The organism is Fructobacillus durionis, from assembly GCF_900112405.1.
GTDB lineage: Bacteria > Bacillota > Bacilli > Lactobacillales > Lactobacillaceae > Fructobacillus > Fructobacillus durionis.
Window position 1 is genome coordinate 179,775 of the sequence record NZ_FOLI01000001.1, and the last position, 23,825, is coordinate 203,599.

General features: G+C 35.7%; 17 protein-coding genes. 16 read left to right on the forward strand and 1 reads right to left on the reverse strand.

Annotated elements, in window-relative coordinates:
• The first annotated feature begins 53 nt into the window (after window positions 1-53).
• The 12 genes from BMZ93_RS00880 (at window position 54) to BMZ93_RS00930 (ending at window position 17,023) form a co-directional block, all read left to right on the forward strand.
• Window positions 54-1,298: an O-antigen ligase family protein gene (locus BMZ93_RS00880; protein ID WP_244269326.1), complete on the forward strand. Its 1,245-nt coding sequence runs from the start codon at window positions 54-56 to the stop codon at window positions 1,296-1,298.
• Window positions 1,298-2,068: a DUF4422 domain-containing protein gene (locus BMZ93_RS00885; RefSeq protein ID WP_091501265.1), complete on the forward strand. Its 771-nt coding sequence runs from the start codon at window positions 1,298-1,300 to the stop codon at window positions 2,066-2,068. The genes BMZ93_RS00880 and BMZ93_RS00885 overlap by 1 nt, the downstream gene beginning before the upstream one ends.
• The gene (gene glf, locus BMZ93_RS00890; RefSeq protein WP_091501267.1) at window positions 2,068-3,258 is read left to right on the forward strand and encodes a UDP-galactopyranose mutase; all 1,191 of its coding nucleotides are present in this window, start codon (window positions 2,068-2,070) and stop codon (window positions 3,256-3,258) included. The genes BMZ93_RS00885 and glf overlap by 1 nt, the downstream gene beginning before the upstream one ends.
• Window positions 3,259-3,338: 80 nt before the next feature.
• A complete protein-coding gene (locus tag BMZ93_RS00895) occupies window positions 3,339-4,295 on the forward strand; it encodes an acyltransferase family protein (protein ID WP_091501269.1) in 957 nt (318 codons plus the stop codon).
• Window positions 4,296-4,345: 50 nt separating this feature from the next.
• Window positions 4,346-5,287 (forward strand): glycosyltransferase family 2 protein, encoded by a 942-nt coding sequence (locus tag BMZ93_RS00900; protein WP_091501271.1) that lies wholly within the window; start codon window positions 4,346-4,348, stop codon window positions 5,285-5,287.
• 18 nt (window positions 5,288-5,305) lie between these two features.
• Window positions 5,306-7,090: a glycosyltransferase family protein gene (locus BMZ93_RS00905; protein WP_091501273.1), complete on the forward strand. Its 1,785-nt coding sequence runs from the start codon at window positions 5,306-5,308 to the stop codon at window positions 7,088-7,090.
• A complete protein-coding gene (locus BMZ93_RS00910) occupies window positions 7,091-8,065 on the forward strand; it encodes a glycosyltransferase family 2 protein (protein ID WP_091501276.1) in 975 nt (324 codons plus the stop codon).
• A complete protein-coding gene (locus BMZ93_RS00915; RefSeq protein ID WP_091501278.1) occupies window positions 8,058-9,683 on the forward strand; it encodes a glycosyltransferase family protein in 1,626 nt (541 codons plus the stop codon). Before BMZ93_RS00910 ends, BMZ93_RS00915 begins: the two co-directional genes overlap by 8 nt.
• A gap of 14 nt (window positions 9,684-9,697) precedes the next feature.
• Entirely contained in the window at window positions 9,698-11,386 is a 1,689-nt protein-coding gene (locus BMZ93_RS00920) for a DUF6056 family protein (RefSeq protein WP_091501280.1), read from the forward strand.
• Window positions 11,373-13,139, forward strand: coding sequence for a glycosyltransferase family protein (locus BMZ93_RS00925; RefSeq protein ID WP_091501282.1), 1,767 nt, complete (start codon window positions 11,373-11,375; stop codon window positions 13,137-13,139). Before BMZ93_RS00920 ends, BMZ93_RS00925 begins: the two co-directional genes overlap by 14 nt.
• Window positions 13,105-13,605 carry a hypothetical protein gene (locus BMZ93_RS06560; protein ID WP_159427770.1) on the forward strand — a complete coding sequence of 167 codons (501 nt, stop codon included), beginning with the start codon at window positions 13,105-13,107 and terminating at the stop codon, window positions 13,603-13,605. Before BMZ93_RS00925 ends, BMZ93_RS06560 begins: the two co-directional genes overlap by 35 nt.
• Entirely contained in the window at window positions 13,595-17,023 is a 3,429-nt protein-coding gene (locus tag BMZ93_RS00930; protein ID WP_159427771.1) for a hypothetical protein, read from the forward strand. Before BMZ93_RS06560 ends, BMZ93_RS00930 begins: the two co-directional genes overlap by 11 nt.
• 49 nt (window positions 17,024-17,072) lie before the next feature.
• On the opposite strand, the gene BMZ93_RS00935 is transcribed toward BMZ93_RS00930, so the two are convergent.
• Complete coding sequence (locus tag BMZ93_RS00935) at window positions 17,073-18,722, reverse strand: glycosyltransferase family protein (RefSeq protein WP_091501285.1); 1,650 nt, start codon at window positions 18,720-18,722, stop codon at window positions 17,073-17,075.
• A 177-nt stretch (window positions 18,723-18,899) separates the two neighbouring features.
• Between BMZ93_RS00935 and BMZ93_RS00940 the strand changes: the two genes are divergently transcribed.
• From BMZ93_RS00940 to BMZ93_RS00955, 4 genes are all read left to right on the forward strand, one after another.
• Complete coding sequence (locus BMZ93_RS00940; RefSeq protein ID WP_091501287.1) at window positions 18,900-19,811, forward strand: glycosyltransferase family 2 protein; 912 nt, start codon at window positions 18,900-18,902, stop codon at window positions 19,809-19,811.
• Window positions 19,812-19,831: 20 nt separating this feature from the next.
• Window positions 19,832-20,731 carry a glycosyltransferase family 2 protein gene (locus BMZ93_RS00945; protein ID WP_091501289.1) on the forward strand — a complete coding sequence of 300 codons (900 nt, stop codon included), beginning with the start codon at window positions 19,832-19,834 and terminating at the stop codon, window positions 20,729-20,731.
• Between the two features lie 172 nt (window positions 20,732-20,903).
• On the forward strand, window positions 20,904-22,394 hold the full coding sequence (locus tag BMZ93_RS00950) for a glycoside hydrolase family 68 protein (RefSeq protein WP_159427772.1): 1,491 nt from the start codon (window positions 20,904-20,906) through the stop codon (window positions 22,392-22,394).
• A gap of 20 nt (window positions 22,395-22,414) precedes the next feature.
• On the forward strand, window positions 22,415-23,743 hold the full coding sequence (locus tag BMZ93_RS00955; RefSeq protein ID WP_091501293.1) for a DUF3329 domain-containing protein: 1,329 nt from the start codon (window positions 22,415-22,417) through the stop codon (window positions 23,741-23,743).
• Window positions 23,744-23,825: the final 82 nt, after the last annotated feature.

Below are 23,825 nucleotides of genomic sequence, written 5' to 3' on the forward strand. Positions count from 1 at the left end.
TGGGAATAATTCTTGTCCAGTTATTTCGTCAACCAGGCCGGTTAAAGTCAATTTTGCCTTCAAAAACGGCATTGGCCTTAGCTGGCTTTTTCTGGGTTTTACAGTTGGGAGCAATGGCATGGTCTTACCGCTTAACAGGTGAGACTGTTTTAACGAGTGGTTTAATTCATTCGGTCATTGTTTTAACAACGTGGAGCCTGACTGTGTATATCGCATGGGCTACGATAGAAGTTACTGTTACAAGTGAACAAGATGAAAAGAAATTTGTTAAATCGGGATTGATTGCTTTAGCAATTTATCTGCTACTTGTTGTTCTACCACAAATTCTTGTGACTCTAAATGTACATCGCCTTAACGGTTATGTTAACCATCTCGCATCATTATTCGAACGCAGATGGCGAGTGCATGGTCCTAACTATGACTTTTATCGTAAAGGGTCTTACGTAACCAGCCAGCATCGTGTAAATGGCTTTGAGCCTGAAGCCGCTTTCTTGGCAAACTTGCTTGGAGTTGTTTATCTGCCAATCCTGATTGGCTTGACTGCAACCGGTCAAAAATTCTGGAACTGGACTAAGAGCCGTCGCTTGGATCTCGTGTTAAACGTTTTCTTTGCATTGACTCTCTTTGGTATTTTGTTACTTGCAAAGACGACAACCGGAATATTGACAGCTGTGATTGCCTTCGTGCTTTGGATTATCTGGTCAAAGGGCGGAATGCGTGCTTTCTTAGTGACCATGGCTGTGTTGGGAATTCTACTTGGAGTTGCTGCGTACATTAAGGTTCCAACGGTGCATAACCTATTGAATCAGTTCTTATTCGCAAAGGGTGGTACTGATAATCGCCTAGGTGGAACAATTGGCTTACTATTGACCTTCTTAACGCATCCGATTTTCGGAGTTGGTTACGGTTACACATCATTCTTTACGATTCAAAATGTTCCGGAATATACGACTCGTAATTATGAGTTCCAGCATGTTTATTCACAGTTTGGCTATCCTAACCTTTCCGATTTACTAGGTTGGTTTGCTTCCTTTGGTTTAATCGTCATGATTCCGGCAATTTTCTTACTCGTTCGACTAGTGGCTAGAACTTATTTAGTTCGTTACCGATTAAATTCAATGAACTTATCGGCTGAACAACAGCAGTGGACAAGGGGATTAGTTGCTTCATTTATTACGATGATAATTCTTGCAGCTTTCTCTTCGATTTTTGTTATCCAAGTATTCTTATGGCCATACTTATTAATGTTTTTCTTTTATCGAAAGCATATGATTCGGCTTGAAAAGGAGTTGAAATAATGAATATTTTTGTGGCAACACATAAAAAATATGACATTCCTTCCGATGGTTGTTATCAACCAATTATGGTTGGATCTGCCTTGCGTGACCATATCCCAGATGGTTTCCAGCGCGATGATGAAGGGGAGAATATCTCCACTAAAAATCCTAATTTTAATGAATTAACAGCCATCTATTGGGCGTGGAAGAATTCAAATACCTCAGTTGTTGGGCTCGTTCATTATCGTCGATATCTTGGATCAAAGAAGTCCCATGACGTTGCGGACCGACTAACTAAGTCCCAAATTAAGTATCTCTTACGTGATCATGATGTGATTTTGCCAAAGGCGCGGAACTACTTCATCGAGAACCAACGTAATCACTACTTACACGCTCATGCAAACGAACCATACTTTGCGATGGAGTCGGTGATCCGTGATGACTTTCCTGAGTTTTATCCAGCCTTCCAGCAAATGGAAAAGTCAACGAAGGCTCACCTCTTTAACATGTTTATCATGAAGCGTGAGGTTTTTGATGATTACGCTAGCTTCTTGTTCGGCGTTTTGGAAAAAGTCGAAGAAAAGGTCGACTTATCCACATTGAGCGGACAAGATTTGCGCGTATATGGCTTCTTATCTGAACGATTGATGGATACCTGGTTATATACCCGCGGTTATTCATTTATCGAAGCCCCCGTTGTATCGCTTGAGAAGACGAACTGGATTGACAAGGGAACACAGTTCTTAAAGCGTAAGTTTTTCCCTAATTCAAAGAAAAAGGTACATTTCTAATGGCTAATAAGTTTAATACAAAGAATTATGATTATTTGATTGTTGGTGCCGGACCTTTCGGTATGACTTTTGCATACGAAGCAGCTAAGCGCGGCAAGCGTTCATTGGTTGTTGAAAAACGTGCTTTCATTGGTGGAAACACACATACACACGTTGAAAACGGAATTACGGTTCATGATTTTGGTGCACACATCTTCCACACGGACAACAAGCAGGTTTGGGACTATGTGCGTCAATTCGCTGAATTTAACGGTTTCCAAAACCAAGTGATTGCCAACTACAACGGTAAGCTTTACAACTTGCCATTTAACATGAACACCTTCTACCAAATGTGGGGAACGAAGACGCCTGACGAAGCGAAGGTTAAGATTGAAGAACAAAAGTCTGCCGCTTTGAAGGAATTGGGCGACCGTCAACCACGTAACTTGGAAGAACAGGCCATCTCTTTGATTGGTACCGATATCTACCAAGCTTTGATTAAGGGCTACACGGAAAAGCAGTGGGGACGTAAGGCGACAGAATTGCCAGCCTTCATCATCAAGCGTTTGCCAGTTCGTTTTATCTACGATAACAACTACTTTAACCACCGTTACCAGGGAATTCCTGTTGGGGGATACACACAAATTTTCGAACACATGGTTGAACGTGCAGATGGTTTGATTGATGTGTTGACTGACACAGATTTCTTCGACCACAAGGACGAATTCTTGGCTGAATTCCCTAAGGTGCTTTACACGGGAATGATTGATCAGTTCTTCGATTACAAGCACGGTGAATTGGAATACCGTTCATTGCGTTTCGAATCAGAAACAATCGACTCGGATAACTACCAAGGAAACGCTGTAGTGAACTACACGGATGCCGAAACACCATTTACACGTCAAATGGAATGGCGTCACTTTGATGGCTTGGCCGATGAAGGTAAGACCATCATCACGCGTGAGTACCCACAAGATTGGGACCGCACGAAGGAAGCTTATTACCCAGTCAACAACGAGAAGAACACAGAATTGTACAAGAAGTATGTTCAAGAAGCTCGTGAAAACGCCCCTGAAGTGATGTTCGGTGGCCGTTTGGGTAAGTACCGTTACTTTGACATGGACCAGGTCTTCAACGACGCGTTGAACACGGTTCGTGCCGAATTCGGTATCGACGATGACTTCAACTTCGCTCATGACGAAGTAAAGTAAAAATAAACAAGCCCTTAAGGGCTTGGTACATAAAACTGTATTAAAGAGAGAAGTACGGTTTAAAAGAGAAGGATAGATTTATGAAAGAAGCGAAAGTTCACAGAATTGAATGGGTAGATGTTGCGAAAGCAGTTGGTATTTTATTGGTCGTTTATGGACATGTCTTGTTAGGTGCACATGATGCGGGGCTATGGTCTGATACTTTGAACTACCGTATTCAGCATAGCGTTATTTATACAACCCATATGCCACTGTTCTTCTTTCTTTCTGGTATTTTTGCAATTAAGTGGGTGCAGAGAACTCCAAAAATTGCGTTGACACAAAAGCTGCGGTCTTTGATTATTCCATACTTTGTTTGGGGATTTATTCAGGCAATCGTGATGCAGGTCGTGTCTAAGAATACGAACAATGGGCAGGGAATTAGTAATGCCTTACAGCTACCATTTATTCCTTATGCACAGTTTTGGTTCCTTTATGATCTTTTCTGGATCTTCTTAATTTATTACCTGGTTGTCCATGTTTTCCATTGGTCTGATAAATTAGTTGTGATGCTTGCAATTGTTTTGTTTATTCTTTCGCCATACTGCCATGTTTGGGAATTTTGGCGAATCTTTTATCACTTTATTTTCTTTATTGCCGGTACCTATGTATTGAAGCATCAAGATCTGATTAATCGTTTTAAGTTATGGCAAACTTTGATTGTTGCTGCTGTATTGAATGTTATTTTATTTGTACTGCCTCAACAGGAACTATTGATTACTATTTGTTCTTTTTTTGTGGCTATTGCAGGCATCTTTTTCCTAATCAATGTATCGAAATTATTAAAAACGCCAATGATTGAATACATTGGCCGCAATTCAATGGCAATCTATGTGATGCATATTATTTTTACTGCTGGGACTCGTGTCTTTTTGATTAAACTTGGACATGGAACATTGCTATGGGTATTACCGGTGGGTGTCTTAGCTGGAATGATTGGTCCATTGGTTGTATTCGAAGTGCTTAAGAGATTAAAAATTAACCAGTATTTATTTTAGTTAGGTAAAAATACTTTGTAATTATTTTGCTTTGATAAGGAGAAGTAAAAATGAATCAGGAAGAACAACGAAAAACATTATCTTTGGTAGTACCAGTCCATAATGAAGAAGATACGATTCATCTTTTTTATAATGCTATTGAAGAAATTAAGCCAAAAGTTAATGCCACCATTGATTTTCACTTTATTGATGATGGGTCAACGGATAAAACTTTATCAATTTTACGCGATTTAGCTGAAAAAGATGAGCATGTTCACTATGTCTCTTTCTCAAGAAATTTCGGTAAAGAGGCAGGACTATATGCAGGTTTGCAACAGTCTAAAGGTGACTATGTCGCGGTAATGGATGTGGATTTGCAAGATCCACCAGAATTATTACCCGAGATGTTAAACGAAGTTGAATCGGGCGAATACGATGCAGTTGGTACCCGACGTGCTGATCGTAAAGGTGAAGCAAAAATACGTTCCTGGTTCTCTTCACAATTTTATAAGTGGATGAATAAGGTATCTCAAACCCACTTAGTTGATGGTGCAAGAGATTATCGTGTGATGACTCGACAGATGGTTGATGCCATTCTATCGATGACAGAAAACCAGCGTTTTTCAAAGGGAATCTTTACTTGGGTAGGTTTTAAAACGAAGTACATTCCATTTGAAAATCGCGAACGAGTGGCAGGGAACACCTCCTGGTCATTTTGGTCTTTGGCAAAGTACGCGGTTGAGGGTATTGTTTCATTCTCGACAATGCCGTTAACTATTGTGACTTTTTTGGGATTGATTACATTCGGTGCTTCGATTTTAGCCGGAATTTTTATTGTGATTCGAGCACTAATCTCTAATACATCCGTAGCAGGATGGCCATCGATGGTTACCATCATGCTTTTTATTGGTGGTATTCAAATGCTAAGCCTTGGAATTATTGGACGTTATATTGCTGCTATCTTTATGGAAACAAAGAAGCGTCCAATTTACATTGCTAAAGAAGAAAAATAGTTATTAGTGTGGTAGAAAATGTTTAAAAGTAAAAATTTAGTGGATTTTAAGAGACGATTAAAAAGAATCCAAGGCATTAGTGGATTCTTTTTTATTGGGATTGTGTTTGCTGTTTTACTCTTGATGATTGGTCATGGACACATTCTGTATCAAGGAGCAGATGAGCAATTTCATTACAACCGAATTTATGAGTTGTACCGGAATATGCAACACGGGAACTTCTTTCCAACCATCTCAACTTATTCAGCTAATCAAATTGGAAGCAGTGTCATAACAATGTACCCATCACTCCCTAACTATTTGGGAGCTTTGTTACTATTCGTTTTTCCTCGAGTTCCAGCCATTTATCTTCTCATTTGGATTCAGTGGATGGTTCAATATGTTATTGCACGATATGTATCGCGTCAAATGGGTCTAACAAATGGGGAGTCATTTACTGTTGCGGTTCTTTTTACAACTGCGACTCCTTTAGTTACTCAAACGATTCAGCAGTGGCTATTTGGTGAAGTATGGGCCATGTCGTTTATGCCTTTAATCTTACTTGGCCTATATCGTATTGCTAAAAAGTTTTGTTTTGACAATAAAAGCACCAATTTACAGAAAGTTGACTTTCAGATCATTTGGCCTTTAGCGATTGGTTTTGCATTAATGCTTAATTGCCATGTATTATCTTCGGCTATTTTGTTTGTTTATACTGCGATCTTTTCTCTAATTGTATTTATTTTTGGTAAGAAACGATTGAACTTTCTTTTGCAAATGTTTATTGCGGGAGTATGGGCTTTCTTGCTTTCAGCAGGCTTCTTGGTACCTTTTCTGTATAACTCTGCAACAAATCGACTCCTTACGCCACAGCCATATGATTATTTAAGTACCTGGGCAGCCCCAGGCGTTAAAGATATATTCCATTCATCGTTTAGCTTTTTTTCAAACACAATTGGTTTTATTTCCATTATTAGCTTGATTTTGGGTGCTTTATTATTTTTCACTCCCAAGTACGGTAAAAAGTTGAAGGCACTTTATATTGCAGCTGTACTACTCACACTGGCTGGAACACGATATGTGTGGGTACATATCTATAATAGCCCACTAGGGATTATTCAATTTCCCCATCGTGTGTTTGTAGTTGCAATTTTTGTATTATCTATTTTAATTGTATTATCAACACGAAAGTTATTTAAAAATAAAGTAGTACAAAAAACTTTAATGGGCTTGCTGGTTACAGTCAGTGTTTTATTAATGTTTGTTGGTGCTCGTAATCATTGGCTTAATACTATGAGAGCGACATCAAGTAACGTTAACTATGTACCAAGTGAGAGCCATAAGCTTCCAGCACCTTTTAGTGGGACAAATTTTTATACCAAGTCAAATACAACTGATAATTTAACTAAATATTGGGAAACTTTTGGTGCTTTTGATTACTTACCCCAAAATATAAAATTGTCTTCAGAATTATTAGCTCATAAAGTAGTAGTTAATGGAGAAGTATTTGAAAAAACAAACTACCAATCTTTGCCAAATGGGATTGAGTATACTGGTCACTTTAAGAGTGGCGAAGCAAAGCTACCACTTATATATTATAAGGGAAATTATAAGGTTACAGATCAAAGTGGTAGGACGTTAGATTATTACGTAAATGGTGAAAAACAATTTGTTGTTCAAACGGAGAAAGATACAACAGAAATTAAGGTAGTTCGAAAGCATTCAATACTCGAAATTTCTTCTTATGTAATTAGTTTGATTACCTGGATTGCTACATTAGTATTTTTTATTCATCGCAAGAGGTTTGTGAAAGGAGAGGGATAAGTGGTTAATCATTGTAAACGTTTGATTGTTGTTGTTCCTGCATACAACGAAAGTCAAATTATTAAAAAGTCCGTAACTAAGTTGAGCGAAGTATTGAAACATTTAATTGATCAACAATTGGTTTCAAAAGAAAGTAAATTACTGTTTGTAAATGATGGGTCTGAGGATGATACTTGGGATCAATTGATTTCATTTCATAAAGAAAATTCTTTAGTAACTGCAATTAATTTTAGTCGTAATTTTGGACATCAAAATGCCATTATTGGTGGCCTCACGGAAGCATATGATTATGGTGATATTTTTATTACGATTGATGCTGATCTACAGGATGATCCATGGGCAATTGTCGAAATGGTGAAGTCTTATTATGAGGGATTTGATGTTGTGTATGGTGTTCGGGAATCACGTACCACAGATACATTATTTAAACGATCAACCGCTGGACTATTTTACACATTGATGTCTAAGTTGGGCGTTAAAATGGTTCCTGAAGCAGCAGATTTCCGTTTAACTTCAAAACGAGTGGTAAAGCAATTACTTTCATATTCTGAAAGAAATTTGTTCTTACGTGGAATCGTTCCTGATATTGGTTTCCCAAGTACAAATGTGTACTATTCACGAAAGGAAAGAGAATTAGGAGAAACTAAGTACCCACTGCGTAAGATGATTGGACTGGCATGGGATGGAATTACATCTTTCTCGATGGCACCAATGCGTTTTGTGCTGTTCTTAGGGATTTTCTCCTTAACTGTATCCTTTATAATGTTGGTTTATACGCTCGGACAACATATTTGGGGAGATACTGTCCGTGGTTGGTCTTCATTAATGTTGTCTATTTGGTTTATTGGTGGATCTCAGTTAATTGGACTAGCGATTTTTGGGGAATATCTGGGAAAGGTATTCAATAACACTAAACAGCGCCCACGGTTTATTGTTCAAGATAATTTGTTAAAAGAGGGGCAAGATAATGCCTAATCATATAAAGAAAATTCTATTACCGGAAAATTTAAAAAAGTTTATATTTCCAGTATCAATTATTATTTTAGCTAGTTTAGCAGCACTAGGTTCATCCCCATTTTATTTAACAAATCCTTGGGATGATTCAAATGCTATGTTAACGATGGGACGCTCATTCTTACACGGAATTTTGCCATTCAAAGATGCGGTGGATCAACGTGGCCCATTTTTATATTTTATTTTTGCAATTGCAGCATTAATTAAGAACAATAGTTTTTTGGGTGTATACATAGTTGAACTTATTAACATTTTAGTCGTATATTATTTCACCTACAGAATTGTAAAAATCATGACTCCAGATGGTTCAAAACAACCATGGATTGCTATTATTGGTCCTATTGTTCTTTTTGGAACAAGTGCTTTTTACCTTGGGGGAGCGCCAGAAGAGTTTGCTTTTACGTCAGTCTTATACTTACTCTTTACAATAGTTCGTTCAAATTATGACCTGTTAAGAATTCAAACTAAACAATTAGCGTTCATCGGATTAAATTTCGGATTTGTGTTCTGGAATAAATATTCTATGATTGGTCCATTTATTGTTTTCTTTATTTTGTTAACGTTCTATTCAGTGAAGAAAATAAGTTTGAAAGATTATTTTTTGAAATTGGTTCTACCGATTTTTATTGGCTTTTCATTGGTTTCGGCTATTATTCTTTTCTTCTTTGTACTATCGAATGGGTTAAACGACCTAATTCAAGTTTATTTTGTACAAAATATGGCATATGGCAATACACCATCTCCTTTTTTGTTTAGGTACATTGCTAGCATAGCTTATATTGCTGCCATTGTTGGGATGCACACATATGTATTGATAATTTTGGCTATAGGATGGTTCTTAGGGATAAAAAATAGCCAAAATATCTTTCCTGAAATTATAATTTTTATTGGTTCAATCCTTATTATGGCAATACCAAGGCAATACACCGACTATTATAATTTGATTTGGTTACCACTGTTAGTTTTTGCACTTATCCGTATCGTTAATTCATTATTAAACTCTAAGGTTGAAACACTTCATTTTAATAACAAGAATAGGTTTTTTGCTGTATTGGCTACAGTCTTAGTTGTGTTCTTACCTTTTGTAAATAACACTCAATTAGGACGATTGATTGTTAAAGGAACTGATAAAGCAGCTGATTACGGAAATCGTAATTCACAGGAACTATTTGCTAAAATCATGTTACAAAAAACGAATTCAGCAAAGCCAAGTTTAGTTATGTTGAATTCTTTAGATGATGGATTTTTCTTAGCTACGCAATCATTACCAACAACACGTTTCTGGCATAAATTAAATATGACACCAAAGCAAATGCCGGAAATGTATGCGGATTTTAATGAAACTTTGTCAAAACAAAAGGTGCAATTCGTAGTGATTCGTTTGAAAGAGCGACCTGCCACATCGGTTAAGCTTCTAAAAGAACAGATAAAACATGAAGTTGATCCATCATTGGTCAAAAATTTGGAATGTAATTATGATATAAGTGCTATATCTGCAAATCGCGATAATCTTGGATATGTACTTTTGCAAAGTAAAGAAATGGATAAAAGTCAATATTATATTTCTAAATTGAATTAATAAGGAAAAATTATATGTCGATGCTAAAAACAATAAAAAACAAAAAAATAATACTAATAAGTATTATTTTATTTGTAATTACTTTAATTCCTAATTTACTGATTCCTTTTGTTTCTGATGATGTATCATTTGCACTTGTAACAGGTGAACATGGTTTTATTCGTAACTTAGTTAGTATGTCTTATCATTTTTATTTTGATTGGTCAGGCCGACTACTTACAGATTTTGAATCTAGAGTTCTTCTTCAATTTCCACATTTTTTTGTTGCATTGTTTAAGAGTGCAGCATTAGTATTATTAATTTTCTTGATTGCACAATTACCAAGTAATGTTTTTAAGAAAAAGAATATCTCTGCATTTTCGTTTGTATTTATCTTTATCGTTTATTGGATTTGTAATCCCAATTTAGGGCAAACAACTTTTTGGACAGTTGGTGCATCAAATTACTTATTTACAAATGTTTGGATATTAGTTTATTTAAATTTAGCTTTTTATACTGATTTTAGAACTAAGAATATAATCAAGAAGATTCTTTATTTCTTGGTTGCTTTTGCAGCCGGTTTATCAAATGAAAATACAGCTCCGGTTGTTGTTTTATTGAGCCTTGGATTAGTTATCTATAATTTTTTAAAAACTAAACATTACTCGTTTAATTGGATTACCGGTACTCTTTTTTCAGTAATCGGTGCTAGTGTATTGATATTGGCTCCAGGGAACAGTATTAGGCAAGAAATCAGTTCACCTATTTTTAAACAAGAGTCATTATTTGTAAAGATTCACGACTTTTTTGTTAATGGAGTGTTTACATATTCATTTTCTAATTATGGTTTCTTTTTCTTAATTTTTACTCTCATTTTAATTGCTGCCTTTCTATTTAATAAGAGTGACCGTAAGGCAATGAGTTGGACCATTATTTTTGGAGCAATGGGAATACTTAGTAATGCGTTGTTTACATTTTCGCCTGAAATTCCACAACGTGCATTACAGGGGGCATTCGTATTCTTCCTAGTTTCAATGAGTTTTGCTATTAATCAATTACTTTCAGCTGAGGTAACTTCTAAAATTGAAAAAGTTTCTATTTCAATTTTATTTTTACCTTTATTAGTCTTTTTCGTCCTTAGTTACTCTTTGGAAGTTCACTCATTTAATTTAGCTGGAAAAGAAAGTGCAATTAGGATTCATTTAATGAAGGAAGCTGCTAAAAATCATAGTGGCAGTGTTAATATTCCTTCCTGGTATATTGGTCGTGTATTGAGGCCTAATAATGATCCTTATGATCGTTATTTCAACCACAAAATTGGTCAATATTACGGTTATTATGGTTATGTTCATGAAGTAAGAGCACATTTTGATTATACAGATTCAAAATTACTTTCAAAGACTCAGTTTGCTGTTCGTGACAATCCAGTATTTTCTAAAATTAATATTTATAATGATGATGAAAATTTGAATAGAAAGACAGTTGTTCTATTTTTGAAGGATGATGCGAATAATATTCAAAATGGTAAGTTGAAATTAGTAACGGATCATGGAGAAAAGCAACTCGACTTTTCAAGTTTAGATATTTTATCAATTAATGGATATAAGTTTATTAGTGTAGATATTGATAAGTTCTTGTATAAAAATTCTCTTCGTGAAATTGATGTGAATTATGAAAATAATGGAAAAGTAGGGAAGGAAATCCAAGTTCATGACATCAAGTAAAATAAAAAATATATTTTCTAGTGGCGAAGTTATAGCATGGGGATTTTTGATTATTTTCCCTATCCTAATGTTGAGTAATATATTATGGACTCCAATCCATATTCACTCCGATGATTATTTCCATCTTTCAAGAATTTATAATTTATACCAGAGCAGATTTGATTTTCTATATCCACAAAACTTTGCTTCTCTGGGTAGAGTAGGAAGTATCGTTAATGTATTTTATCCTCCAGTTCTTTTACAAATGATTACCGCAATTTTACCAAAGGGGCTGGGAGCAATAACGGTACTGAAAATTGTTGTTTGTTTTGTTTTATATTTGAATACTATAGCTGTATACGTACTATTGAGATATAAGCTGGCTAAATCAAGATCCTTTTCTCTTGCGATGGCGATATTTTGGGGAGCGGTAGTTATTTCCTTTGATATCGCTTCAACGGGAGGAGAAGCAATTGGTAAACTTTCTTTTCCATTTATTGCTTATGGATTAATTAATTTACGCAAGAAAAATGCATATATTTATTTAGTACTTGGATTTTCTTTTGCATTGTATACTCATCTGCTAACGACGTTATTCTTAGTAGTATTTGTATTAATTTATTCCCTTTTTGTTCTTTTCAATCAAAAAGAATGGGTAAGCGTTGTTCTGACAGGAGTTAAAACGATTGCTCTTACTGCCCTAACAGGTATGATTGTGTATTTACCAGTTATTTATTTTGGGCATTACAATGAAATTGCTTTTCCTCCACAACCTGCAAGCTTCTTTACAGGTTATAATCGAATCTACTTGTCTTCGATTATTGAAAATCCGATGTATCTCGTGATGATAGCTTTTGTTATTATTTCGATTTTTATTACTAAGAAAATTTCACTTGGAACTTCACTAAGTTTGATTATAGCTCTCCTGGGAACAGCAGCCTCATCATGGCCATTCTTCTTGCAACATACATCAGTAAATGTCATTCAATTCCCATATCGTCTCTTTCAGTGGGGACTGTATATGGCTATTATGTTTTCTATATTTAGCTTGGCCAATATATCTAAGCAATTTAAAAATCAAAAAACGATATTGATTTGTTCTGTAATTTTTTCAATCTTCTTAGGTAGCGGTATTTATCAGTATTGGTTCCCAAAGGTAAATGAAGATGGAACATTATGGGTTGCTACCACGAAAGATGTTGAGACAAGTATTGACAAAAATGAAGATGGATATCATCTTTATGATTTTCCTTCATTCACGGATTCTATGCTAGATGATTCAGCTTCATGGAATTTAATGAATTTTTCTGATTATGCACCACGACATGTTTTAAAGGATACTCAGTCAAAGTTCTTAAAGTATGATGATAGGGCCAAGCATGTTGCAATGCATGAATTGAAAACATCCACTAACCATTACGTAGAAACAAAAAATTTCACGTCAAGCTATAATATGATTTCATTTAGCCCATCTAGTGATGTGCATGCAACAAAAATTGCATTACCTGTCTTTGGTTATAACAAGACAAAACTAAATGTATTTATTAACGGTAAATTAGTAAGCTATAATATTGAAAATGGTTTAGTCACAGTAAGTGGTTCATTAAAGTCTTCAGATGTTATCGTTATTAAGCAAATGGTTCCGCTAGTTGAAAAAATGGCTTTTGTATTTTCAGCTTTGGGTTGGATTATATTCATATCATTTGTATTTAAAATTAGAAAGAATAAAAGGTATAAACGTGAAAGTGAAGGTATTGAGGGAAAAGTTAATTAGTAGGAAGTATTACCAAAGATTAGTTTCAGTTTTTTTTGTTACTCTTTTATTTTCTTTATTAATTAGTGTAGATAAAAACGTATCTGCTAATGCGCTAAAAGAAAGTATTTTAACTTCAAGTACTTATTCTTCTAATGAAAAAGCTATAAAAGGAAATAAAGGCAATATACCTAATACGTTACAGACAAAATTATCAGAAGAGATTAGTGTTCAAATTCATAATAAAATGATTCTTGATAATCCCTTGTTGGTAGGAAATGATTTAAATCAAAATTTCCATTTTAATAACCCTCAAGGTTTTTCAAATGATGTGACAAGTATTTATCCTCATTACAATTCTCATGGGGAAATCGATTATTACGAGGGGTATTACTTATGGTCATCTGTTGGTAAAAGCGTTGGTGATCAAGAGTGGTATCATTTTAAAACTTATAATTTGTCTACATTCTTGCCCTATGATGATTAACCCTTTTACCTACAAAAATATTGGAATACCAAAACCTAATCAAAAGTATGATAATTTAACCGGATTCGATGTTGAAAAAAGTACCGATATTAAAGACGTACCCTGGGATTTTGCTATCGGTGGTGGTACTTTTAAAAATAATTCTAAATACAATGGTGCTAGTTGGTATAAAGAGGATTTTAAGGGAAATAAGATTAATTCTGATGCTGTTATTGCTTTGTTTTCAGGTGCCAATGATACAGGATATTTAGCATATTCTAATAATGGAGAGCAATTTAAACCAATTTGTAGAAGAGCTTTGGACTTATCTTCCGTACCATTTGTATCAGGACTTAGAGATTTTTCAACAGTTACTGTGAACTCTGGAAAGAAACTTGTTTCATATGTAGCAGGAGCGGATGATCATAAGTTTTATATTATTGAATCTAATGATGGATACAATTGGAAATATACGAATAAGACTATTGATTTGACCACTCTAGGAAGTCAGAACTTAGAACAATATAGTAATCAAGTAGTTGATTTGCAAAAAATTCGTGTAGAATCACCATATGTAACTACAATTTCGGGTCAGCCAATCATGATTTTTGGTGCACAAAATCCTAAGGATTCAACTTTTTCTGGTGCTGCGTATGTAACGGGGCATTTTGATAGTGATGGGATTTTTCAAATTGATTCTAATTCTAAAACGGGGTCTATTGATCAAGGATTTGATGTATATGGTGCTAATGCCGTAAAGTTGGATGAAAACAATCAGATTTTTCTTGGTTGGTTAGGTAATTGGAATGTTGGATTCAGTGGCCACCAAGGCGGGTTATCTTTATCAAGGGTATTACAATGGAGAAATGGTCAGTTGTATCAGATTCCTATTGATCCAGGAGATGTAAAAGATTTACAAACTTCTAACTATCAAAAAGGTATATCTAATACGGTTACAACTAGCCAAAAGTTAGACGTTAAGTTTAATGAAGCTAAATCTTCGTTCCATATTAATTTTAAACGTAAAGATAATAGTTCGAACATAGATGTAGTTTTCAATAATGGATATTTCCAAGTGAAACGTGAAAATGGAGTCTTAGGAAACAAAAATTATCAGACATCATTTAATACAGGTGTTAAAAATATTTCTAATATTCAATTTTATGTTGATAATACTTCAATTGAAATTTATATACCTGAAATAGGAAAGATGTTTACTCTTTTGAGTTATGCTAATGTTCCAAATTCACCATATGCATATACTATTGATTCTGATGCCGTAATATCTACAAATGAATTTGATATTAATAAAAATATTGAATTATTGAGTACAAAAGAATCGGCGCAAAAATTAGCATCAGATGCTGATTTGTTATCAAAAATTGCTGCTTTGCTACACATTAGTGTAAAAAATTCCAAGTATGAGGAACTTGACCAAAAAGTTAAAAGTTTGAGTACAGCGTATGGTAATTGTGATAGCCAATCAAAGTCATATGATAAACAAAGTAATGGTACTTCAAAATACGCTTATATAGCTATTCAGAATTCTTCAATTAATGTATTGAATACTCAACTTCAACAGTTAGAAAAAAGTATTTTTGATTTAATAAACGAGAATTCTTCAAATCTTAATCATGAAGCTGGATTTATAACTATTGACCCTAAAACAACTATGTACTTTAACGGACATACATTTGTTAAGGGGATTCAAAAGATTGATGGAAAAATATACTTTTTCAATTCTAATGGTGTCTTAAGTAAGAACGAATTTAATGACTTTAATAATAAGACTATTTATTCTAATTCTGATGGAGTCTTAGCTAAAGGGTTATCAACAATAGATGACAAATTGTATTTTTTTGACGATGAAAATAATCTAGTTAAAAATAGAGTACTAAATATTGAAAGTAACTGGTATTTTTCTGATTCAAAGACTGGAATTCTAAAGGAATTACATTTAACTGGTGGTTTCTTTAGCCCAGATGGCGAAAATCAATATTATTTTGATAAATTAACAAACCAATTGTTAATCGGTTTCCAGCATATTGATAATAAAAAACTATATTTCAATACTTTAGGTCAGTTAATTAAAGGGAATTTCTTTTCAGAAAATAATGCCGAATATTACGCGGATCCATTGGATGGACATATAGTGACTGGTCGAAATGTTATTGGAGGATACCGATACTATTTTGATTCAGATGGTAAAAAAATTGTTGGGTTGTATTTTTATGATAAAGGAAACTGGTTCCATGCTAATTCAGTCAATGGACGTTTGGATACCGGCCTATGTGATATTGATGGCCATTGGAAATACTTTACTAGTGAAGGTATGCAGGTCTTTGGAAAGTTTTTCCAGAATAACGGTAAATGGTATCATACCAATCAAGGTGATGGTGAAATCGATACCGGATTGAAACTAATTGATGGACACTGGAAATACTTTACAAATGAAGGTGTACAGATTTTTGGCAAGTATTTCGAGAATAATGGCAAATGGTATCATGCAAATTCATTTGATGGAGAAATTGATACTGGACTCAAATTGATTGATGGTGAGTGGAAATACTTTAATAAAGATGGTAGCCAGGTATTTAATCAGGATATTTGGGTAAATGGCAAAAAGTATCATGCGGATAGTGGTTCTGGAAAAGTGGAAATGAGCACTTCTGGTTACTTATTTGATCCATCTGTGAATGGGTATCGCTGGTTTGAAAATGGTCAGCTTTATACTGGTTTCCGTTATTACATGGGAACTTACTATTGGTTCGTGAATGGTGTTCGCCAAAACCGTGGATGGCATGAAGCCTGGGGACGTTTATACTACACAGATGATAACGGACGTGCTGTGCAAGGTATTTACAACATTAATGGTCAGAACTTTGACTTTGGAAATGATGGTTCTTACTACTTGCGTTCATCTGGTTACCTTTATGATGGTTCATCACAAAACGGTGGTTATCGATGGTACGAAAACGGTAAACTCTTTACAGGATTCCGTTACTACATGGGAACCTACTACTGGTTCGTTGATGGCGTACGTCAAAACGCTGGTTGGCGTCAGGCATGGGGTATGACATACTATACAGATGCCACTGGTCGAGCTGTACAGGGAATTCAAACCATTGATGGTAAAGCATATAACTTTGGTACGGATAACACATATTATGAACGTCCCGTATCAGGTTATATCTACGACGGTTCATCACAAAACGGTGGTTACCGTTGGTATGAGAACGGTAATCTATTTACCGGTTTCCGATTCTATATGGGAACATATTACTGGTTTATTGACGGCGTTCGTCAGAATGCCGGTTGGCGTGAAGCTTGGGGTATGAAGTATTATACTGATGCTAATGGCCGCGCTGTACAAGGTGACCAAATGATTGATGGTCGTCATTACTTCTTTGGAAATGATGGTTCATACTATTTGCGTTAAAATTTCAAATTAATGGAAAAGGCCCGAAGATTATTTCTTCGGACCTTTTTTATTTTCTTTTTATCAAGGCGACTAGGGTAGTAAGCAGTATGCTAAGCGTAGAAGTTATAAATAATAATTTGTGCGAGCTTTCGTCTGATTGAACGTTTATAACGTGTTGACCTTTTTTAAGATTTAGGCAAACCATTTTGTTATTAATTGATTTAATATTTTTACCATTATCTGTAATTTGGTAGTTAAAGTGATTGTACAAGACAGTAGGTAGCGTAATATTTGCATCACTATCGTTTATGACCAAGAACTGAATTGAATTTTCAGTTCGGTTAGTAATTGCAAATCGGCTATCTTTTGGATTCTTTATTTGAAGATTTTCTTTCAAGACGCCCTTTGGTATATAATCACCAAAACTATAGCGCGTAGTTACGATTTCTTTATAATTTTCCTGAGTGATTTTATCCCGATGGTTAGACCAACTAGGTTTAATCTGGGTAACATGAGATGAACCATTAAATGTCAGAGCAATAATGACTAGAGAAATAAAGGTAATTATTAACTTTGGACTAATTGTTAGCCGTTGCATTGGATACAAAGCGACGGCGATAACGATAAACAATACGATGAAGGCGTTTAATCGTCCAAGGAATTGAATCAAACCCAATGGCGTGTTCTTAAGTATCTCCCATGGGAAAATATTAAATGTGAGGACAAATAATATATCGGCAGAAATAATCCATGATTTACAAGCGGAATTTTGAACTTTCTTTGTAAATAACAAACAAGTAAGGACGAGTTGAATTAGCACAACTGCAATACCATAGCTCCATGGTAGATTTTCTCCCATGCTATTAGTAAATAGTTGACTGATATAATCGTTAACATTTGATCCGGTAACTCCTAAGAAAGGAGTGATGAAGGGGGTTGCCCGTTTGTACATTAATAGAATGTTGAATAGGGAATATGCAGAAATTGCTAACGCAACGAGTGATGCGAAAACTAAGCTCTTAATTATTTCTAGGTTAATTTCTTTTTTAATTACTTTGTTAATTTCATAAATGATAATAAAGCAAATAGCCATCATTAATGATAGTAGATGACTATTTCCCAACATTCCCATGGATAAGCCAAGAACAAAAATACCTTTTTTTTGGCCTCGATGGATTTGGATTAACCCTAGGATTACTAAGGGCATCCAGGCATAACCAAAACATTCACCAATGGCGACTCGTGTGTATAAATCAATAAAATGGAAATTATTGAATTCATAAATAATTGTTCCAAACCATATCATCCAATAATTATTAGTTAATGATTTTAACAAACTAAATGTGTTAACAATGGTCAGTAAATTTAATAGAAAGAAACCCCATATAAGGCCTGTATACGGATCGCTAATAAATAACCTAGGTATGATAAAAGTGAATCCACCAATCCAAGGATACATGGCGCTAATCGCAACTCCTGGATAACTAAAATAGCTTGGTGCTACTAAATAGTTAAACATTGAAGGAATATGGTGATTTTGAAGTGCTAGTATGACGTTTTCAAAGCGGTTCAAGTGAAAAAAACCGTCAGTTGAGCAGTTAAAATATCCTTGTGAAAATGCTGGAAGTAGACTAAACGCAGCAAAGACTACTATTAATAATGAGTTGAATAGTATGAGTGCTTTTTTGGATGTGATTATTTTATGTAATGTTGACATGCTTATTCTCTATTTTTTTGACTTTTATTTTTCTAACCTTATATAAAATATCACATTTTTACTCTAAAAAACTTAGTAAGGCCATTTACTTTTTAATATTTAAGGAGTGGTAAAAGGAAGTAGTTCAGTTTTTCAATATGATATAATCAATTAGATAAATCACGATAAGGATATGACATGACAAAATCAGTATCAGCAGTCGTTGTGACCTATAATCGGTTAGAGCTGCTTAAAGAAGTTATTGAAAGCATTAAAAGCCAAACGGTTCCTGTGTCCCATCTTATAGTGGTGGATAACGCCAGTAATCATGATACTAAGGATTATCTTGAATCTTTAGGGAATAGTATTGATTATCTCAGATTAGAAGAGAATCTGGGAGGTGCCGGTGGTTTTAACCATGGAATTCGTTATTTTATGGAAGAAACAAAGGATGACTTTGTTTGGGTAATGGATGATGATACTGTCACTCATCCTGACACATTGGAACAGTTGTTAAGCTATGCAGATGATCAACCAAACTTTTCATTCTTAGCTTCCGATGTTCGTTGGATTGATGGCCATCGTTCAAAGATGAACCTTCCATCAGCGGTTGAGAAACAACCAGGCGATGGTGAAGTTCCCGAAGATCAAGTTGAACCCCTAGAACTTAAAAACGCTAGTTTCGTTTCACTGATGATTAAGCGGGAGATTATCGAAAAAATTGGTTTGCCAATTACTGATTTCTTCATTTGGGGTGACGACATTGAGTATACTGAGCGTGCTGCTCGAGTTGCTCCCGGTTATTTTGTGCCTGCCTCAAAGGTAACGCACAAAATGGCCAGCAATGTTGGTTCATCACTAATGGATGACGGTCCCAATCGAACACCTCGGTATTTTTACTCATATCGAAACCGTTACTATTATGTAAACCAGCGCGAATTTTTACCACGCCTAAAGGGAATGGTTAAATTACACTTAGAGCTTTGGCAGATGCGTTTTGCTAAAACAGAACGTAAAGATGAAAAGTTAGCAGTTTTGAAAAAAGGTTTGAAGGCTGGTAGAAGTTTCCGACCTGACGTTGAATTTGCAAAGAATAATAAAGATATTTAATAGAAAGCAGAATTATAAAAATGTCTGAACAAAAAAAAGTTTCTGCGGTTGTCGTCACATATAACCGCTTAGATTTGTTGAAGCAATCTTTGGAAGCACTTTTTAACCAAGAATATCCATTGTCACACATCATTGTTGTTGATAATAAGAGTGAAGCAGATACGAAGGAATACTTAGAATCTCTTGGTGATAAGATTGATTACCTTCGTTTAGAAGAAAACCTCGGTGGTGCCGGCGGCTTTAACCGTGGTGTACGTTATTTTGCTGAACATACAGATGACGATTACGTTTGGTTGATGGATGACGATACAATGGCACATCCAGATACATTGGCAAAGTTTATGGATTTTGCTAATGAAAAGCCAGAGTTCTCATTCTTAGCATCAAAGGTGCTTTGGAAAGACGGATCGCTTGCAAAGATGAACGTGATGCACTACATGAATAACAAGTTGATTCCTGCTACGGAAACAAAGCCTGTTCAAACTCGTAACGCTACCTTTGTTTCACTACTCGTTTCTCGTGCTGCTGTTGAAGCTGTTGGATTACCAATTACTGACTTCTTTATTTGGGGGGATGACATCGAGTACACGGAACGTGCTGCTCGCTTCATGCCAGGATACTTTGTTCCGGCAGCTCAAGTAACGCATGCTACTAAGGGAAACGTTGGCTCATCATTGCTGAATGACTCTGCCGACCGTACGCCTCGTTACTACTATCACTACCGTAATAAGATTTACTATGCACGTCAACGTGATTGGTATCGAAAGCTTCGTGCAGAAGTTCGACCTTGGTTGGATTATGTACAGATTTCATTCTCAAAAACTGAGAATAAAAAGGGAAAGTTGGCTATCATCCGTAAGGGTGTAAAAGCTGGATTTAATTTTAATCCTGTTGTTGAAACAGTGAAAAAAGAAAAATAATTTCTAGTTTTATTGACTAGCTCACAGAATATCCCGTTTGCTAAATAGCCAACGGGATATTTCTATGTAGGGATTATGTAGTGCATTTTGAGAGAATGTATGAATAACGGGAAAGAAGATGGATTTAAAGAGAAGTAATCGAAAAAAGAAGAAACACCCAATTTTAAAGAGCATGCTTTTTCTGGCGTTGCTTCTGGTGATTGGAACTGGAATTTGGGGATGGCATAACCGTCGAAACATTCGTTTAGCCATTAACCAAATGGGCGTTGCGCATTTAACACGGCAGGACTTTTCTAAGACAGAAGAGAAGGTCAAAAACAGTACTGATTACCGTGTGCCCGATGCTAAAGAAGATAAGCTATTGAGTAACATACCTAGTGCTAAGCAATACAATAGCAAAACTGGTCAGTGGGAACCGGTGATGGCTTGGGATTCTTGGCCAGTAACAACGCCGGATGGCACGGTTGCCAATTACCATGGGTATCGTTTAACGATGGCGCTTACAGCTGTTGGGAATCGTAGTAATGATATCGGTTCTAAGATTGGTTTATATGCTCAAAAGATTTCGGATAAAAACACGGATGCTTCGTCTTGGATATATTTGGGTAATGTATTCTCTAGTTTCGGAGAAGGAAAGGCTTCGTCTAAGGATGATTGCCTTAACCAAGCGATTGGTGAATGGTCTGGAACAACTACCCAAATGAATAAGAGCGACAATACTCTTCGAATGTTTTATACCAATCGATACGGGACAAATAAGCCTGGGCAAGCATTAACAACGGCGAAAATTGAGATTGATCCTAAGGTTGGGGATGATTGGAAATCTGGACTTGTCATTAACCACTCTAAAGCTTCTGATCATAAAACTGTTTTTGCAGGTGATGGTAAGTATTATCAAACGGTTGATCAGATTCAATTTAAAGGGGATTCCGCTGATTCCTATGCTTTGCGTGATCCACATTTTGTTGCAGATGGTGGTAAGTACTACCTGGCTTTTGAAGGAAATACTGGAACAGAAACCGGCTATCAAGGTAAAAATAATTTTTCAAACGCTAAATATTTTGGTAGTTCGTCATTCTTTAAAAAAGATGTGAATCGTTTGAATAAAAAGGGTAATGAAACGGAGTACAACCGCACATACTTAGCGAATGCAACATTAGGAAAATTGGAATTGAATTCTGACTTTACCGTTAAGAAAATTATGAAGCCAATGTTGACAGCTAACGCAAGTTCCGATGAAATGGAGCGTCCTAATCTCTTTGAATACAAGGGAAAGTGGTATCTCTTTACTTGTTTCTGGGGAAACAAGATGGTAACTAATAATAATTATTACCTTGGTAAAACCTATATGTTTGGTTACGTTTCAGATAACGGGATTAATGGCACTTACAAACCGTTAAATGGAAATGGCTTAGTGATGCAAAGCTCCTTTAAAATGAATGACCCAAGATATCCTTATGCTTGGTTAGTAGTGAAGCCATCTAAAATTGTGAATAACCGTTTTGTAATCACGTCATTTGAAGGGAACCGTACTTTTTCACCAAGTTTCATGGTGGAGATTAACGGTCATAGCACAAAGATGGTAACGAATGAGGTTCTTGATCAAGGAGCCTTAGAGACAACAGGAAAGACCTATTCTGCTACAGCACAGCCTGCAGAATAGTGATTGAAAGAGAGCAGTTAATGCGTAAACTTTTTGATAAAAAATCGATTATTTGGTGGGGATTATCCATCATATTCTTTATCTATTTTCTAGTAATGAACTTGGATACACCGCTTTTTGATGATGACCTTTATGTGAGTTCACATCAAACTTTCGTTAGCCTATATAATCAAGCACATGCTGATTATTTTGGCTGGAATGGTCGTGCAGTGGGGCAGACCCTTTGGCGGCTGCTCATAGCAAGCCAAGGAATTGGCGCAAGCTTAGCGATTGCAGTAGTTTCAGTTGGATTGTTCTGGCTAATTGGAAAGTTTGCAAAGAATTCGTCCACTAAAAATTGGGCAATCCTTTTGCTTTCATTTTCTTCTGTAATGGCCTTTGCACCTGTTATTGGTCAAACAATGTTTTGGCGAGCAGGTGCTGGTAATTATCTGATGACGACAGTGTTGATTTTACTTTTTATTTTGCCGTTTTATCAGTGGTATCATAAAAAAATAAGTTTTTCTTCCAATTGGTGGTATTTATTACCAGTTTTTGCTTTTATTGCAGGCTGGTCCAATGAAAATACTGCTGGTGGAGGTTTGTTAGCTGTCCTTCTTTATCTAGTGTTGGGTAAGTATTGGAAGCAGCTTAAATGGGCGGTTAGCCAAGCCTTATCAGTTATCGGATTTATTATCGGTTACGCTTTTCTAGTATTAGCGCCAGGTAACAGTGCGCGTACACATGCACAGATGCCTGCTTGGTGGTTTGACCAGTCGACTTTTACCCATTTTAAAACTGGATTTAAAGAGGTAACTAAATCCTTATACCACGGTTACTTAGCTTTATTACTCTTACTTTTGGTTTTGACCGTTTTGGTTATTCTATATAAGGGTTGGGCAAAGGTGATTGAAAGTACTCTATTTACCATTGCTGGATTAGCAACGATTTATGTTCTTTCATTTGCACCGATGGGACAAGATGGCGGTCGTTCTTTCTTTGGCGGATCGATTTTCTTAATTATTGCATTGGTTCGCTTGCTAGCCACCTTATTTGAAGGCAAGCAGGTAAAAACTCGTTACATTGCTGGAGCCTTTGCTTTTTGTATTATTGCTCTAGGCTTATACCGTGTAGCGGTTGGCACTGTGGATGCCCATAAGTCTAATCAAGCCATTCGGGAGCGTTATGAAGTGCTTGATAGCAAGAAGTCTTCCCGTGAGGTTGTTAAGGTTCCAAAACTCTCATATTATCCACAAAAGAAGTTTGCCGTGGATTATCAATTAGAGGAACTATCCTCAAATCAAACGGATATCTTCCCTAACACGGGATATAATGTTCACTTTGATCTCCAGGGGATTTTATTGAAATAACGTAATTGTCCGTAAACAATGACTTGTTTACGGACTTTTTATATAATGAATAGGTAAATCATGAGAGTAAGTTGAAACAGGA